The organism is Thermomonospora echinospora, from assembly GCF_900108175.1.
GTDB classification, from domain to species: Bacteria; Actinomycetota; Actinomycetes; order Streptosporangiales; family Streptosporangiaceae; genus Thermomonospora; species Thermomonospora echinospora.
Genome location: NZ_FNVO01000004.1, coordinates 114,808 through 131,335, shown reverse-complemented (window position 1 = coordinate 131,335; position 16,528 = coordinate 114,808). Strand labels below are relative to the sequence as shown.

General features: G+C 64.6%; 13 protein-coding genes. 9 read left to right on the top strand and 4 right to left on the bottom strand.

Annotated features, from left to right (window positions below; all coding sequences use genetic code 11):
* The first annotated feature begins 40 nt into the window (after positions 1-40).
* The 8 genes from C4U03_RS10815 to C4U03_RS42445 all read left to right on the top strand — a co-directional run bounded on the left by C4U03_RS10815 (position 41) and on the right by C4U03_RS42445 (position 7,309).
* Positions 41-1,300 carry a CpaF family protein gene (locus tag C4U03_RS10815; protein WP_160146955.1) on the top strand — a complete coding sequence of 420 codons (1,260 nt, stop codon included), beginning with the start codon at positions 41-43 and terminating at the stop codon, positions 1,298-1,300.
* A 38-nt stretch (positions 1,301-1,338) separates the two neighbouring features.
* Positions 1,339-2,166: a type II secretion system F family protein gene (locus C4U03_RS10805; RefSeq protein ID WP_160146954.1), complete on the top strand. Its 828-nt coding sequence runs from the start codon at positions 1,339-1,341 to the stop codon at positions 2,164-2,166.
* Positions 2,163-3,053 (top strand): hypothetical protein, encoded by an 891-nt coding sequence (locus C4U03_RS10800; RefSeq protein ID WP_103937599.1) that lies wholly within the window; start codon positions 2,163-2,165, stop codon positions 3,051-3,053. The genes C4U03_RS10805 and C4U03_RS10800 overlap by 4 nt, the downstream gene beginning before the upstream one ends.
* A gap of 21 nt (positions 3,054-3,074) precedes the next feature.
* Entirely contained in the window at positions 3,075-3,299 is a 225-nt protein-coding gene (locus C4U03_RS39860) for a hypothetical protein (protein WP_146087325.1), read from the top strand.
* 2 nt (positions 3,300-3,301) lie between these two features.
* Positions 3,302-3,688: a pilus assembly protein TadE gene (locus tag C4U03_RS10795; protein ID WP_103937598.1), complete on the top strand. Its 387-nt coding sequence runs from the start codon at positions 3,302-3,304 to the stop codon at positions 3,686-3,688.
* Positions 3,689-3,750: 62 nt separating this feature from the next.
* A complete protein-coding gene (locus C4U03_RS10790) occupies positions 3,751-4,137 on the top strand; it encodes a pilus assembly protein (RefSeq protein WP_160146953.1) in 387 nt (128 codons plus the stop codon).
* Between the two features lie 5 nt (positions 4,138-4,142).
* Positions 4,143-4,598: a pilus assembly protein TadG-related protein gene (locus C4U03_RS10785; RefSeq protein WP_235017813.1), complete on the top strand. Its 456-nt coding sequence runs from the start codon at positions 4,143-4,145 to the stop codon at positions 4,596-4,598.
* 65 nt (positions 4,599-4,663) lie between these two features.
* Entirely contained in the window at positions 4,664-7,309 is a 2,646-nt protein-coding gene (locus C4U03_RS42445) for a BTAD domain-containing putative transcriptional regulator (protein ID WP_268817504.1), read from the top strand.
* Between the two features lie 96 nt (positions 7,310-7,405).
* Here C4U03_RS42445 and mauJ read toward each other — a convergent pair whose 3' ends face one another.
* The 4 genes from mauJ to C4U03_RS10765 form a co-directional block, all read right to left on the bottom strand.
* Entirely contained in the window at positions 7,406-8,281 is an 876-nt protein-coding gene (mauJ, locus tag C4U03_RS39855) for a methylamine utilization protein MauJ (RefSeq protein WP_146087324.1), read from the bottom strand.
* A gap of 367 nt (positions 8,282-8,648) precedes the next feature.
* The gene (locus tag C4U03_RS10775; RefSeq protein WP_103937594.1) at positions 8,649-10,283 is read right to left on the bottom strand and encodes a UvrD-helicase domain-containing protein; all 1,635 of its coding nucleotides are present in this window, start codon (positions 10,281-10,283) and stop codon (positions 8,649-8,651) included.
* On the bottom strand, positions 10,271-12,280 hold the full coding sequence (locus tag C4U03_RS10770) for an ATP-dependent nuclease (protein ID WP_103937593.1): 2,010 nt from the start codon (positions 12,278-12,280) through the stop codon (positions 10,271-10,273). Before C4U03_RS10770 ends, C4U03_RS10775 begins: the two co-directional genes overlap by 13 nt.
* Positions 12,281-12,464: 184 nt before the next feature.
* Positions 12,465-14,150, bottom strand: a complete 1,686-nt coding sequence (locus tag C4U03_RS10765; RefSeq protein WP_103937592.1) for a DUF6119 family protein — start codon at positions 14,148-14,150, stop codon at positions 12,465-12,467.
* A 214-nt stretch (positions 14,151-14,364) separates the two neighbouring features.
* Between C4U03_RS10765 and C4U03_RS10760 the strand changes: the two genes are divergently transcribed.
* A complete protein-coding gene (locus tag C4U03_RS10760; RefSeq protein WP_103937591.1) occupies positions 14,365-16,503 on the top strand; it encodes an N-6 DNA methylase in 2,139 nt (712 codons plus the stop codon).
* Positions 16,504-16,528 lie beyond the last annotated feature (25 nt).

Here is a 16,528-nt window from a genome sequence, read left to right as displayed (position 1 = left end):
GGACGGTGCGTCTACCGGACCGGTGGATGTGTGGGCGGCGGTGCGTCAGGTCGGCCAGCAGCTGGCGGACGTGCTCGGCGACGACGTGGACCGGGACGAGGCCCGGCAACTGATCGCCGCTCAGGTGCAGATGTGGGCGCACGAGCAGATGGTGGCCGGGCGCCGGTTGCTGTCGGCCGAGGAACAGCGGCGGATGGCGCAGGCGGTGTTCGACCACCGGTTCGGGCTGGGGCCGTTGCAGCCGTTCCTGGAACGTTCGGACGTGGAGAACATCGTCGTCAACGGCTGCCGGCAGACCTGGATCACCTACACCAACGGCGCCAAGGAGCCCGGCCCGCCGGTCGCCGCCACTGACGAGGACTTGGTGGAGTGGATTCAGCTGCTGGCCCGGCGGGGCAACAGCGGTCGGGAGTTCTCCCACGCCAACCCGTTGCTGGACGTGGCGTTGGTCGATGGGGTGCGGCTGGCGGTGGTGCACTGGGTGTCGCGGCATCCGCATCTGGCGATCCGTGTGCACCGGCTGGTGGACATCGCCCTTGAGCAGCTGACCGGCCTGGGCACGTTGACCGGGCCGCTGGAGCAGTTCTTGCGGGCGGCGATCCGGGCCCGGCGCAACGTCATCGTGTGCGGGGAGGTCAACACCGGCAAGACCACCCTCGTCCGGGCGCTGGCCAACGAGATCCCGGCCGATGAGCGGATCATCACGCTGGAAAGCGACTTCGAGCTGTTCCTCGACGATCCGCGGCTGGCGCATCGGCACCATGACGTGGTCGCTTTGGAGGCGCGGCAGGCCAATGCCGAAGGCGCCGGCCAGGTGCGGCTGCAGGACCTGGTGCCGGCCTGCCTGCGGCTGAATCCGGATCGGGTGATCGTGGGTGAGGCCCGGCACGGGGAGCTGGCGCCGATGCTGGAGGTGATGTACAGCGGGGCGCGCGGCTCGATGTGCACGCTGCACGTTCACCGCCCCGAGCATGTCTTCAACCGGGTCGTCCAGCTCGGCCGCCGCGCCGACCTCGGGCTCAGCCCTGAGGACCTGCATCTGATGTTCGGGCTTGCCGAACCGCTCGTCGTCTACGTCCAGCGCGATCCGGTGACCAACGCTCGGTATGTGTCGCAGGTGATGGAGGTCCGCCCTCCGGGCGACTCGGTGGAGCCGGCCCGTAACCACATCTTCGTCCCCGGCCCTGGCGGTCGGGCCACGCCGAGCGGCGGGCACATCAGCGCCGAGCTGCTGGCCGAGCTGTCAGCGTGTGGGTTCGATCCCGCGTTGTTGGCTCCTGATGGCGGGGGCTGGGCCTGATGGTGCTGCTGGCGGTATGCGCGGGAGGTTGTGCCGCTGTGGGTCTCCTCGTCCTGGGAGCGGGCATCGCGGGTGTCACCCCACAGCCACGCAGCGGCCGTCCACCATCCCGGTTACGGCTGTGGATACGCGGCGCGGCATCACCGGCACGGCGTAAGCGGCTGGCCGGGGCGGTGGTGGCCGGGCTGGCGGTGTTGCTGGCCCTGCGGTGGCCGGTGGCGGCCGTGGCGGTCGGGGCGGCCGGGTACGTGCTGCCGCCAATGCTGTCGGGGCGGGAACCGCAGCAGCGGATCGCCCGGCTGGAGGCGTTGGCGGCATGGGCGCGGCGGCTGGCCGAGGTGATGGGTGCCAGCCGTGGGTTGGAGCAGGCCCTTGCCGACAGTGCCCGGGTCGCTCCGCAGGCCATCAGGGAGCCGGTCGGGATACTGGCTGATCGGCTCAACAACCGCGCCAACACCGAGCAGGCGCTTCGCGCGTTCGCCGATGACCTGGACGACCCGATCGGGGACCTGATCGCCTGCGCTCTGGTCCTGGCCGCCAAGCGCCGCGGGCCGGGTACCCGGGAGGCGTTGAGCCTGCTGGCCGACGCGGTGGAACAGGAGGTCATCGTCCGCCGCCAGGTTGAGGCCGAACGCGCGAGCCTGCGTACGACGCTGCTGGTCATCGTCTTGTCGATCGGGGCGTTGAGTGCGCTGTTCATCATGTCGCAGACGCTCGCCGCGCCCTATGGGACGCCGTTGGGGCAGGCGGTGCTGGGCGTGGTCGCCGGGATCTACGCCGTGGGGTTGTGGTGGATGCGGCGGCTGTCGGCACTGTCTACCGGTGCCCGCTTCCTGCGGGGCGACCGGGCGGAGGCTGGGCGGTGACCGCGCTCGCCGTCGTGGCCGGTCTCCTGACGGCCTGCGGGATTCTCATCGTCGTTCGGGAGTTGTGGCCGGGACCGCCGCGTCTGGAGGCCGCGCTCGCTCGGATCCAGGCCACGCCGCTGCCCTCGGCTCCGTCGCGTCCTGCCGGTGGGTGGGAGGACCTGGGCCGGTGGCTGGCCGATCATCTGGCTCGGCCTGCGGGGATGCTGGCCGTACCGCGTGGTGACCTGGCGTTGCTGGACCGCGCGGTCGAGCGGTTCATGCTGGACAAGCTCGCCTTGTTCTTGACCGGTCTGGTCATGCCGTCGGTGTTCTTCGGGCTGGTGGCGCTCGTCGGTGGCGCGGTGTCGTGGACGCTGCCGGTGCTGGCCAGCCTGGCGCTGGGCGTGGGGCTGTCGTTCGTTCCGGACTGGAACGTACGGTCGGAGGCTCGCCGGCGCAGGCGGGACTTCCGGTATGCGTTCACCTCCTATCTGCAGCTCGTCGTGCTGGAACGGGAGTCGGGCGCGGCCCTGAACTCAGCCTTGGAGGATCCGGCCAAGGTCGCCGATGGGTGGCCGTTCCAGCGGGTGCACCAGGCGTTGACCCGGGCGCGTCACGCCCAGCAGCAGCCGTGGCGGGCGCTGGCGCGGCTCGGTGAGGACATCGACGTCCGGGACCTGATCGATCTGGCGCACACGGCCGAGATCGCCGGCGGCGAGGGCGCCAAGATGCATGACGTCCTGGTCGCCAAGATCGCCTCCATGCGGCACGAGGCCTCGGCTGCCGCCCGGTCGGAGGCCAACTCCCGTACGACCGCCATGTGGGTGCCGACCTCCCTGCTGATGCTCGGCTTCGTGATTCTGGTCGGCTTTCCGTTCTTCTCCCGGCTTCTGGGCTCGGGCTGATCTTTCTTGGAGGCGTCTTCGATGCGACGGCTACGCATGCTCCCCTACGCCGCGGCGGCGGTTGTCTCGTCGTTCTGGGCGGACCGGGTGGCACGTACCCGGCGAGATCTGCGTGAGGACTCTGCACGGGGCTCCAATGTTGTGGAGACCATCATCATCGTGGCGGGCTTCGCCGGCCTAGCGTTCACCATCTACCTCGCCGTCTCCGGCAAGGTGCAGAACTGGATCAACAAGATCCCCGGGTGAGCATGGCCATGACCTGGCGGCCTGACGACCGGGGCTCGTCTTCGGTGACCATCGCCATCATCTTTCCGGCGATCGCCACGCTGTTCCTGGCGCTGGCGCAGGCGGTCATGGTGTCGGTCGCCCGTGACGTGGCTCAGGCGGCGGCCGAGGAAGGGCTTCGGGTCGCGCGAGCGCATCGGGGCTCGCACGCGACGGGGCGGGCGGCGGCCGGTGGCTTCGCCCGCCGGGAGCCCGTGCTGTTGAACCCGGCGGTGTCGGTCAGCGGTGCGACCACCATTACCGTTCGCGTGACCGGGCACGCGCCGACCGTGCTGCCCGGGATGCGCATCGCCGTGTCCCGGACGGCGCGAGGTGCCCGTGAACGCTTCACCACCCCGCAGCAGCCATGACCGTGCCTGCCATCTGTCCGCGCCGACGTGTCCGGTGCCGCGATGACGCCGGGAACGCGGTCGTGGAAGCGGCGATCCTGGCGCCGCTGTTCGTGCTGTTCCTTGCCGCGTTGCTGGTCGCGATGCGGATCCAGCACGGGAGCGCGGTGGTCAGTCAGGCCGCCGCGGATGCCGCGCGTCATGCGTCCATCGCCCGTACCGCTTCTCAGGCGCGAGCCGACGCGACCGCCAGTGCTCTGGCCACCCTGCGGGACAAGGGGCTGCACTGTACGCCGCAGGTCGCCCTTGACCTGTCCGGCTTCGCCCGTCCGGTGGGCAGGGAGGGGACGGTGGCCGCCCGGGTCCGCTGCGTCGTCGCACTGAGCGACATCGCGCTCCCGGGGATGCCCGGATCTCGGACCGTCACCAGAACCCACCGTTCTCCTGTCGATCCCTATCGAGGGCGGTGACGTTCATGCGGTTACGGCAACGATGGGATGCGGTACTGGCGCGAGACGCGTCAGATCGAGGCGCGTTGAGCGTGTTCGCCGTCATCATCTCGCTGGTCGTGCTGGTGTTCTTCGGCGCGGTGGTCGACTTCGAACGCAAGCTGGAAGCCCGCCATGACGCCGGCATCGCCGCCCAGGAGGCGGCCCGCGCCGGCGCCGGACAGGTTGACCTCGACCGGGCGTACGGAGGCGGGCGCTTCGTCGTCGACCGGCAGGCGGCGATACGTGCCGCCCAGCGGTATCTCCGCGCCGGAGGTTATTCGGGCGCCGTCACCGTGGCCGGGCCGAGAGCCATCCGTGTGCACGTCACGGTGACCAAGTCGGCTCTTTTCCTGCCGGTCATTGGTGTCTCGACCCTGCGCGCCGAGGCTGAGGCGGTCGCCGACCTGACCACCGGAGTAGAAGGAGCCCGCCAGCCATGACCCGCCCGCGAACTGCTCGTGCTTCCGACGTCTGGCGCGGTCTGGGTGCGCTCGCCGCCTTGGCCGTGCTGTTCGTCGCCGTGCCAGTCGGCCTGTACGTCGTGGGCGGGTCACCGATTCCAGACGGCCTGCCTACCTGGTCGCAGGTGTCGGGCGCGTTGATGCGGCCGGACACTGATCACAGCCTGTTCCTCGGAGTGATCCGGCTGATGGGCTGGGCGGCCTGGCTTTTCCTGGTCGGTCTCGTCGCTGCGGAAGTGGTCGGCTACCTGGCGGGTCGCCCCGTGCCGCGTCTACCCGGGCTGGCCCGCCCGGTGCAGTACCTGGCACGCGACCTGGTGGCCATGGCCGCCCTGCTCTTCGGAACGACCGCAAGCCTCACCGGTCCGTCCGCAACACCGGTCGCGCACGCCGTACCCATCACCGTCGACCAGACAGGCATTCCGTCTGCTGGCTCGGCGCAGGAGTCGGCGGCTCCTGTGGCACCGACCACAGGTGAGGAGTCACCGCGGCGCTGGCGCACGCGCGTTGTCAAGCGAGGTGACACGCTGTGGAGCATCGCCCGCCGTGAGTACGGCGCGGGTCGGCTCTACCCGCGCATCTTCCGGGCCAGCGAGAACCTCGACCAACCGCAGGGACTGTCGAAGCTGACCGATCCGGACCGCATCCACCCCGGTCAACGAGTTCGTATCCCCTATCCAGTAGACGACACGCCCCCGCCCCGCCGGGACGTTCAGCGCACCACGCCACGCATCGACCACCCGCAGGAACGGACCACCGGGGCCACCCCGACAGACCAGGCCACGTCTCCGGACGCAATCCCCCCGGCTCAGTCACCGTCCCCGCAGCGTCCCGACCGTCCGTCAACCACCCGGCCGTCCACCTCGGTGGCATCCACGCCCCCGCAGTCATCCACCGGCCATGGCCACGCACCCACACCCGCACCGCGACAGACGACCAGCGAGCGCAACAACGCCCCGCCGTTCACCGTCACCCTGCCCACCGGCACACACGTAGGCATCGGCCTGGCCACCGCGATCAGCATCGCCATAGCCGCCACCCGCCTACAACGCCGCCGCCGACGCACCTACGGCACCACCTGGCCTGACCAACCCGCACCCAACCCCACACCACCTGCAGCCGCAGCCAAGGTCCGCAAAGCCCACCTCGACACCTACGCCGAACAAGACCAGCCGATCCCCACCGACGCCGAACTCATCGAACAGGACCTCGCTCTACCGGCACCCGACCGACTCACCCTCGGCATCCGCAACGGCCAAGAGGTAACCGTCCCACTGCCAGGTCTAGGGCTAGGCCTCACCGGCACGGGAGCCCCCGACGTCGCCCGAGCCATCGCCACCGAACTACTCGCCACCTCACACCGTGACCGCGCCGAACTCGTCATCCCCGAACCCGTGGCCCAAGTGCTGTTCCCCAAGACCGACCTCACCGCCCTGGCAACAGCCAAGCCCGGCCTCATCATCACCCCCACACCGGCCGCGGCCATCACCCACCTGGAAACCGAGACCATCCACCGCGCCCGGCTCCTCGACAACGCCGACCAACCCGACGTCCCCGCCCTACGCACCACCGACCCCAGCGAGCCCTTCCCCAGTCTGGCCGTCATCACCACCGAGCCCAGCCAAGCCCTACACACCCTCATCCAGCTCGGGAGCCGCTACGCCATCGCCGCCATCGTCCTCGCCCCCTGGCCCGCCGCAACCACCCTGCACATCACCGACGACGACACCACCCACGCCCAAGGCCCCCACGCCGACGCCCTCACCGGTACCCGCCTGTTCAAGGTCACCGGGCCCGACACCCACGACCTACTCCAAACCCTCCGCACCGCCCACATCCCCGACGACGAACCAGTCCCCATCTCCACACCCAGAGCCCCAGAACCCGGCCACCCCGAACCGGCACCGCCCAACCCCCTCCAGGCCAGCGAACGCCTGGTCAAGCTCCATGTCCTCGGCCCCGTACGCCTGGAGGCCGCCGGCAACCCCATCGACACCGGCCTACGCCGCAACGCCCGCGAACTCCTCGCCTACCTGGCCCTGCACCTCAACGGCGCCACCCGTGAACAAGCCACCACCGCCCTCTGGCCCGACCACACCCCCAAAGCCGCCACCACGACGCTCCACACCGCCATCAACAACATCCGCAAGACACTGCGCCAGGCCACCGGCCTCCGCGAACCCATGTTCGTCATCCATGCCGGCACCCGCTACCGCCTCGACCCCCACCTCATCGACGTAGACCTCTGGCACCTGGAGGCCACCCTGACGCAGGCCCGCCAAGCCCCCGCTGGCCCCGCCCGCCTCAAGGCTCTACAGCCCATCCCCGCCCTCTACACCGCGGACTTCGCCACCGACCTCGCTCACGACTGGGCCGAAGCCCACCGCGAGCATCTACGCCGCACCGCTATAGATGCCTTGATTTACCTAGCCAACCTCACGCAAGCGGACCACCCCGATCAGGCCTTGACCATCATGGAACAGGCACTCAAGCACGACCCCTACTCCGAGCCCCTCTATCAATCAGTCATGCGTCTACAAGCCGATCTCGGCCGCCCTGATGCCGTCCGCCGCACTTACCAACTCTCCGTCACTCGCCTAGCCACCCTCGACACTGAACCCGCCCCCGAAACTTACCAACTCCTAGTCGATCTGCTGCGCCACCTATCGCTTCACGACTCCCAAAAATGAACACCCATAAGAACCCTATAGACAGATCATTCAACTTGCCTACAGGGAAATAGACCAAGAATATCCAGCCACGAAATAATACCCTAAGCAAAATTCTCATCCACTCTCAATCGCTATTCGCGCCAGAAGCTTGAGAAGCGGAAGATCCGCTGCAACAGCATCAGCATCCATCCCAAACTCTCTCACCATTATGCCTTCCTTGCCATGAGCAAGCCTGTTCCGAAAGCCATACAACCAATCTGCCACATCAACTCCTGCGGTACGCAAGGATTCAATCCTTCCCAGCGCCTGCTCGCGGTAGACATCAAACACATTTATCTCTGGCTGGTCAGCCGCCGGTCCAATCGGTGGCGAAATTGTCCAAAGCTCCCCGAAATCATAGTCATGAATCAAGTCCAAGTACATCCCAATGAAAGTTTTTCCGTTCTTTCGATCCGCCCACTCTGCGATGCGATACAAGAAAAGATACTCTGCAAGAACATCTACTTGGCGTATCGCCATAGCGTAGAGCCCAAGCGGCTCCCCCTTCCCATCGAAACGCTGCTTGAACCTAGTCAGAGGATCTCCCTCCTCGGAATATCGCACCTGAAGAGGATCACTAAATCTGAGTTGGGTGACTTGATCGGCAGCCATCTGTAGCACTTCTAGATAGCCCTGCCCCGAATTTCGCCAGGGCACATGTGACCCAATAGGCTCATAAGGTGCATGCAGATGGGACTGTTCAAAAAACGGCAACACTACTGTTGGGAGGTCATGATCAAACGATAGGCAGTCCGCCAAAAACCGAGTGCTGTCAAAGTCTGCAGCTTCACCATTTAGATATTTTGGCTCACCGTCACCGAGTCGCAGTGGAACCAGCACGCCCAACTCAGAGATGTGCCACAACACCCACTCTCGATCCACTTCCACTTCCACAGGAAAGGAAAGATTGAAGATTCTAATCACATGACTTGCTTTTGAGTAATCAATCACAGAGTCATAGTATCAGAAAATCTTCAATCAAAGATCACTTACTCAGGTCAAAGGCCAAATCCTCAGAGGTAATCAGCGAGGCTCGCTCGAGGCCAGCTATCACTGGGTGCCACCGAGAGCGGCATAGGGCGCGGTCGTCATCACACCTAGATCCCAGAGAAACCTGAGGATAGAGCACACTAACATTGCCTGAGTCGAGTGGTGACAATATTCCTTGAGGAGTCTGCGACACTTCGCAGCTAGTTATAAGCACAACCGTCATACCTAGCCGGCCAAGGATGCTGGTGGGGCATGTCCCACTACTCCCGGAGACGATGCGAGCCGGTACGCACGGAACCGTCAGGCCTCAATAGGCCCACCCACTAAGTCAGGGATGGACAATACCGCTGGCGAACCAGTCACGGGCCACAGGTTTAGCCTCAGGTGGCAGGTCGGTCAGAAAGACGACAGCGAGGCGCTGTCGGGCACGTGAGCAACACACATAGAAGAGGTTTCTGGAGCGCTGCCTACGCGACTCGATGTCGGAGCCCGCCAGCATCTTACCCATATTGTACTGGTTCCAGACCCCGTCGTCGATAACAACAACTACATTATCAAACTCGTCACCTTTGACGCCGTGCTGGGTAGAGAAGGGCGTACGTTCGTTCTTGAAGTGCATGTACGCGATCACCTCCTGGTAGGAAATATCGCGCAGCTTCTGTGCGAACTCCGTGTCCCGCTGAGACCGTCCGTCGAGATTACTAGAGCCGATACTCCGCTCAATTTCCCTGATCTCCCTGGGCTTGCTCAGCAATCCACTACCGTGCACCGCGTCGAGCACCTCGCCGATTTTCCCGGTTTTCCTCATCACGAGGATGTCATGAAGAGACTGGGCAATCTCAGCTTTTTGGGAGTGCCGGATAATTGGCCTGGATCCCAACCCCAGCAACTGGGACAGCTCCGCATAGTTCTTCGCCTCGTAGCTGCCGCAAAGGGCCTCTATCTGCAGTATATACTTAACGAAGAGCTCCGTACCTTCCATCAGATCGTCACGACCATAAGGGCCACGCTCGCGATAAATCTTGAGCAGGCTCGGATAGTCCAGTGTGTCGGCGATACCTCGATGCGTAAGCATCAGGTATTTGATGTCCTCATGTGGCCAGCTCAATGCTGCCAAGGTTGCTCGAGCGGATTCCAGTCGAGCGGAGCCCGGCGGGTGGCCCGCGTTCAAAAATAGGTGGACCTCACCCTCCTGCCGTCCCCCAACCGCCTGCTGCGGAAGTTCTGGTCGGATTTTGTTGAGCACATCCACGATCGGCTTGGCGGAACGATAGTTCTCGTGCTTAGTGATACGAGTGAGCTTCGAGTCCAGTACGACGCCTACTCCATGTCGGTAGATCTGCTGCATCGAATCGCCGAAGAGACCAATCACGCAACGGTCGGGTCGAACAGCAGCGAGATGATCCAGTAGCAGCCTAATGGTCAGGGGAGCCGTGTCCTGGTACTCGTCAACAAAGATCACAGGATATCGATCCGCGATAATCCGCGCTAGCTTGGGACGGCGCGAGACGAGGCGATAGGCAAGTTCGAGGACGTCGTCATGGGAGATCCTCCCATCCCGAAGACGACGCCCGCGATCGCTGTACACGATCTGGATATCCGCTGGCCAATCCGTGAGATCCTCGGGTTTGCGGAGAGAGTTGTTGTAGTCCGGAATCTCCTCGCGGAGTTGCTTCTGAAATCCCTCAATAGCACTCCACAAAAATTCGTGAATCGTGCCGACATAGACCAATGGGTCGTCCGCGATACGCTCGATGATCTGTTCTTTCGCCACATTGGTGTACGTGATGCAAGCGATCTTTCGACCTTCCCAGGCCAGCTTGCTCCGGCGGTTTCCGAGAAGGTACTGCAGAGCCTGAATTAGAGTATGCGTCTTTCCAGAGCCAGCACCTGCTTCCACCAGGAAGCTACGCCTCGCGTCGATTTCTTGCGCCACCTGGGCGGCAGCACTCAGCTCAGCCACTCCAACCCCTCACGGATGTAGAGTGGCACGACCCAGTCATCTAGAAGCATGATATCGAAGGCGAAATCAGTTTTCTCTCCAGTGAGCTTCTGCGCGATCTCGGCCGCCCTGTCCGCGATCTCCTCTGCGGTCAGAGAGGCACCCACCTCGTCGGTGAACTTGGCCTTCAGCGCAAGTTGATCGATCTTCTTCGCCAAAGTGGCGGCGTTGGCGATGATGAAGGCCTCTTCGAAGCTACGGCCACATCGTTTCCCAGCATTCTCGGGAACCTGATAGGCGACCCGTACTCGGCCGCTCACCTTTGCGGCATCCTCCGCATCCAGTAGAGCGCTGATCTGCTCCTCACCCGGGAGCCAGTCTTTGAGAGTCGCGTTGGAGGTGACGGCGCCGACGGAGTCCGGTAGGCAGGCCTTGCGACGGTGCGCGGGATCGACGGAGTCGATATCAGTAATGATCAGCGTAGGCACACCGATGAAGGTGAGAAGTTCTTTGAAGCGGCGGGCATAGGCGTCACCCGCCACGATCACAGAGACGTACTGATGCTGGAGTCGGCCGGCGCACTTAAGGATCATTTGAGGTAGCAGCAAACGCTCCGTCTCCCCTTCGACGATAATTACCTTATCGGCGAAGAACATGTCACAACGGTGCAGCGTCATATATTGCCGGAGGAAGCGCAGAGTTTCCGCACCCTGCACGTTACGGCCGACTACGTGCTGAAACGCAGAGAGGTCTTTGACGACGACACCTGCATCAGAGCCGGTGAAATACCGCACGGACTCAAAACCGCTGCTCGCCACGATATGGGAGGAGTGCGTAGTGACGATCGCCTGCACTCGCCAGCCCTGACGACACTCGATGAAACCTCGGATGTTCCGAATGAATACTTCCTGCATCTGTGGATGTAGATGAGCTTCAGGCTCTTCGATAAACAGCAACTGGAGAGCAGGCCGGGGTGTGCACCGTCGATAGGATTGGTAGAAGTCGAGGATCTGGACGATCGTGAAGATGAGTTTACTGTAGCCTAGGCCGTTGTGCCCCTCGGGGAGCGGGTGTTCGCTCTCTCCGGATACGTACTGAATGCGGGTACTGCCGCGCAGAACGCCAGCACCCTCGATCTCGGATACCAGACGGAGCTTTTGCACGGGCGGCATGGTTCCCACGCCGAAGGTCGGCAACTGATCGATAATGTCGGTGAACATCTCGGCGAGGTTCCGGTTTACCTCCTGCGAGGCAGACGTCAGGGCACGCTCGAGCTCTGCAACGTTACGGTGGTGGCCGTCATCACTGTTGGCCTTGTAGTAGGCCTCGAACGTCTTGGACAGGTTCCTGGTCCGGTCGGCAGAGGTGTCGTCGAACTTCTTCTGCGCGTAGATGAACTTAACAGACAGGATCCGCTGTGCGGTCGTCTTGGAGATCTCCGCACGCTGGGGCGACTCTGCATCCACCCTGATGGCGTGGAAACCGACGGCGAAGTAGGCGCCGAAACTCCGGCGCAAGTATCTGTCCACGTCGAGGCCGTCGCGCCGGGTCGACGCTTCCCACCCGTCCTGAAGAAAATCCAGCGGACGTGTCACTCTCAGGGAGGCTTCAAGCTTGGCCTCATAGCAGGTCTCATCAAGGTCGAGAATCAAAGCACTGATCGGTGCCAGATCATCCGTATCCGCATAAGAGATCGTCAGCAGGAGCCTGATCGCCGGCAACAGTGCGAGCGCTTGACCGGTTAGCCTCTCTGCGGCATCTGGGTCGTCTCCTGCCGCTTTCTTCTGCGCCTCACCATAAAGTGAGATTGCCTGCTTCATGTCAGCAATGCGCGGTACCGAGAAGTCCTCTAGGACGAATCTTGCGTCGTCCTCACCAAAGAATTTCTCGAAGATGCTGACCAATGACGTCTTGCCGCTGTTGTTCCGGCCAACGATCAGAGTCGCACTTTCGTCGAATCGAACTGTCGCTTGCTGCAGGGCACGGAAATTGATCACCTTGGCCTGGGTCAACCTCATCGTGCCTCCTGGGGTGTCGGTTTGAGCTAATGCCGCGTCCGGGTTGTGACGCATGGGACTTCGCAGGGGCTTTACATCTTATGATGCCAAGGAGATCAATGTGACAGTTCGAGTAAGGGTGGCCATCATCACGCCAATCGAATCCAACTCATGCGGACAATGAGGCTGTGAAGGGACATCACGGTCATCTACGAGAGATGGTGATAATTTCCACGCGGGCGTTCATGGCGCGCAGGCGGTGGACCGCCTGCAGGAGCGACACCTGGGCGAACGCGAAGAGGGAGTCGACGGCGATCTTCTGGCCGTCCTTGAGGAGGATGCCGTAGACCAGGGTGAGGGCTCCCAGGTCCTCGGCCACCGGGTGGCCCGGGGCGCGCTCGGCCAGAGCCTCCAGGAACTTGCGGCGTACCTCCCGGTCGTTGCGGAGCACCTCCACCGCGACCGTTCCCTGAGCGAAGAGGTGGTTGAGCGGCGCGGTCTGCTTCGCGGCCTGCTTGACACAGATCAGCTGGTCGTCCGGGCCGAGGATGTCGCAGATCTCCAGGCCTCCGCCCTTGAACTTCTTCGTCACGACCGTGTTCTTGTCGAAGAAGGTGTAGCCATCCTGCTCGGCGACCTTGGCGTTGTAGTCGGCCTCGACATTCTTGCCCGTCAGCTCCCTGGGCCAGGGAGGCAGAGTGACGCTCGCCGGCCGGTTGAACAGTTCGGTGAGCTCTTCCTCGATCAAGGCTAGATACTCGGCGCCGATCTCGTACCAGCTGCCCTGGTAGTAGAAGTAGCGTCCGGGGCCGGCGGACACGTCGGCGGTGAGCCAGCGGTGTCCGGACACCCTGGGGCTGACCGGGTTCTCGCAGGCGGCGTCGCTGAACATCTGCACCCGGACCCGCTTGAGCATGCGGAGACGGCTCCCAGGCGGCTGATCGCCGACGAAGTGCAGCAGCGCGTCCAGATCCAGGTCTGAAACCGTCACGGACTGGTTGCCTTTGCTCACCTGGAAGGTCTGGGCGCTGGTGAAGTCGTCCATGCACTCGCTCGGGACGCTGAGCGCCAGCCGGGTGCTGGACGGGTCGGAGATCAGCTCCTCCAGCTTGGCCTCCAGATGCTGAACGATCTCGGACTTGCCGGGCAGGGAGCGGATGCGGTCGATGAACTGCAACTCGGCCAGCGGATTCGGCTGGGAGCACACCTTTTCGATGGCCAGCAGGTCGGTGCGGAACTCGGCCGGAGTGGTGGCCAGCGGAAGCTGGATGGAGCTGTCCCGGCACGCGACGCGCACCGCACGGCGCCGGCCCCCGCTGGTGTAGGTGAGAGAAAGCGTGGACACCAGGCCGCTGATCTTGGTGACGATGGCCCCGACGCGCTCGATGCCGAAGTCCTCGATGCGTTCACCGCGGGTCGTGGCGTTCTCGTCGGTGCGGCCACGCGCGTCCATGATCTGCCGACGCACCAGCAGGATGCCGTCCTGGTCGAGGCAGCGGGTGGCGAACTGCAGGCCGAAGCCGGAGTCGAGGCGGAACGGGTCGATCATGTGGCGCCCCACGCCGTAGGTGAGGGCGTAGGTCGCCTGCTCGGTCCGCACCAGCAGGACTCCCACCGCGGAACGGTTCTCCTCCTGCACCGCCACCCCGGTGAGGCGCTCGACCGCGGCACACCAGTCGGCCCGACCGCGGGCGATGGTGCCAGTGACCATCAGCCCCGACAGTCCCTGCACCTCGAAGGGCTGGACTCTGTAGCCCTCACGCTCGAGGTGGCCCTTGCGGAGGAACCTGCGCAGGTCGACGTCCGGCCCTTCGTCCTCACGGGTCTTGAGCCTGTAGAGGGAGCTCTTCCAGGTCTCGGGCGGGCTCTGCGGATCCTTGGGTGAAGCCATGGTGATGCCTCTCGCGTATCGAGTGCGGTCACAGAGCCCTGAGCGCGGGACGCGTGGGCGCCACCAGCAGACCGGCTCCGTCGTGGTGCGGAGCGCATCTCACTCCGCAAGCAAGTCCAGTGGAGCAGGTCCGTGAAAGCATTGTCAAACTAGTAAATGCTCAAGAGGCTGTGTAAGCTGGAGATCACCAGCCGCCTACGAGACCAGGAACACCATGGCGACGCCGTCCGTGCAGGTCACCGCAGCCGAGATCTCCCGCATCGCGGGAGTCACCCGCGCCACCGTCAGCAACTGGCGCCGGCGGCACGACGACTTCCCCGCTCCGGTCGGCGGCACCGACACCCGCCCGCTCTACGACCTGCACGCCGTACGTGTCTGGTTGAAAGCACGTGGACTGGTGGCCACCGCAGCACCGTCCGAGGAGTTGCGCACCGCCTTGCGCACCTACCCCGGAGGTAGTGCGCTGGGGACCAGGCTGATCCCTCTCGTTCTCGCGGCTGCCCGCATCGGCGCTGACGAACTCACCGCAAAGCTCGAAACACTCACCGAGACCGACCTCGTAACGGGCGCGCAGAAGGCGGTGCTCCACCTGTCTGAAGCCATCCCGGGCGCCGGCACCATCCGCTACAGCACCGAAGACGCCGAGCCGTTGCGTGCCCTGTTGCACTGCGTACGAGATGAGAGCGCTCAGGCAGCTCTGGACGTGCTGGCCGAAAGGGAACTGGAAGACAGCGCATCCACCGGCACCTACGGCACTCCCCAGGAACTCGGCGACCTCATGGCGCGCTTGCTCCAGCCCCGTACGGGCACCTATCCCGGTCGAGTGCTCGACCCTGCCTGTGGTGGTGGCACCCTACTGGCCGCTGCGGCCCGGCACGGTGCCTCAACGCTGGCCGGACAGGACCGTCTGCTCGTCCAGGCACAGCGCAGCACCGTACGGCTGCTGCTGGATTCGCCCGAGGTGGACGTCACAATACGCGCAGGCGACAGCCTGCGCGCCGACGCGTTCGCGGGCGTCGCCGTAGACGGTGTTCTGTGCAATCCCCCCTACGGTGATCGCGACTGGGGGCACGACGAACTCGCCTACGACCCTCGCTGGGAGTACGGGCTTCCCCCTCGCAACGAGTCTGAGCTGGCCTGGGTCCAGCACGCGCTGTCCCATCTCACCCCCAGCGGGTACGCCGTGATGCTGCTCCCGCCCGCCGTTGCCTCCCGGTCCTCAGGGCGGCGTGTACGAGCAGAGCTGCTGCGGAACGGTGTGGTACGGGCCGTGATCGCCTTGCCGCCTGGCGCGGCCACTCCTCTCCATATCGGCCTGCACCTATGGGTTCTCCAGCGGCCTGACCCGTCGGCCACGGTCTCGGACACCATGCTGTTCGTGGACACGGCCGAGGGCTCCGACGCCGACACTGGATCACGAAGCACACTGGAGGCGCCCCGCAGTCGACGCGAAGCGATCGACTGGGCGGAGCTCAGTACAGCAACGCTCACACCTTGGCACGCATACACCGAGGACCCCGCAGGATTCGCTGCAGAACCGGGCACCGCGCGGGCCGTCCCCATCATCGACCTGCTGGACGAGTTTGTTGATCTCACGCCCGCACGCCGTGTCCGCGCCGCAGCTCTCCCAGCCGACCCCGTGGCGACCGCTCGTCAGGCCGCCGAACTAGCCGATCGGCTGGCCGCAACCGTCGATGCGTTGTCCGCCGCGAGCGCAGTCGGAACCTGGCAGGCCGCTGATGGCCGTCGCGAGTGGCGCACGGCCACCGTCGCCGACCTGACCCGCGGCGGCGCCCTCACGCTGCATCGCGCCGTCCGATCACCGCAGGACACCGAAGTCCCAGCCGAGCATGCCGAACGGGCCGTCTTGACAGGACACGACCTAGCCACAGGCAGCCGGGCCACAGGTAAGGCCGCCGAACTCCGAGCAGGCCCGCACATCGTCATCGAGGTAGGAGACGTGCTGCTCCCCGCCCTACTCGGCTCACACGGCGCGGTGTCGCGGGTTGCCGACGAAGAGGACGCTAACTGCCTACTGGGACCGTATGTGCATCTGCTGCGCGCCGATCCCGAACGTCTGGACCCTTGGTTCCTGGCGGGATTCCTCGCCGCCGCCGATAACGTGAGCCGTGCCACCACAGGCACCTCGTCCATGCACCTGGACGCACGTCGGCTGCGCGTGCCGCTCCTGCCGCTGAAGGAACAGCGTCGCTACGGTCAAGCCTTCCGGCATCTGTACGACCTTCGTACCGCCGCCCGCCAAGCTGGCAAGGCCGCCACAGCGGCAACCGACGTACTATCCACGGGCCTTACCGCAGGGGCACTGCTCCCTCCGGATCCCGATTCCCCGTAACCCCGGCGACGCCATCACGCGTCGA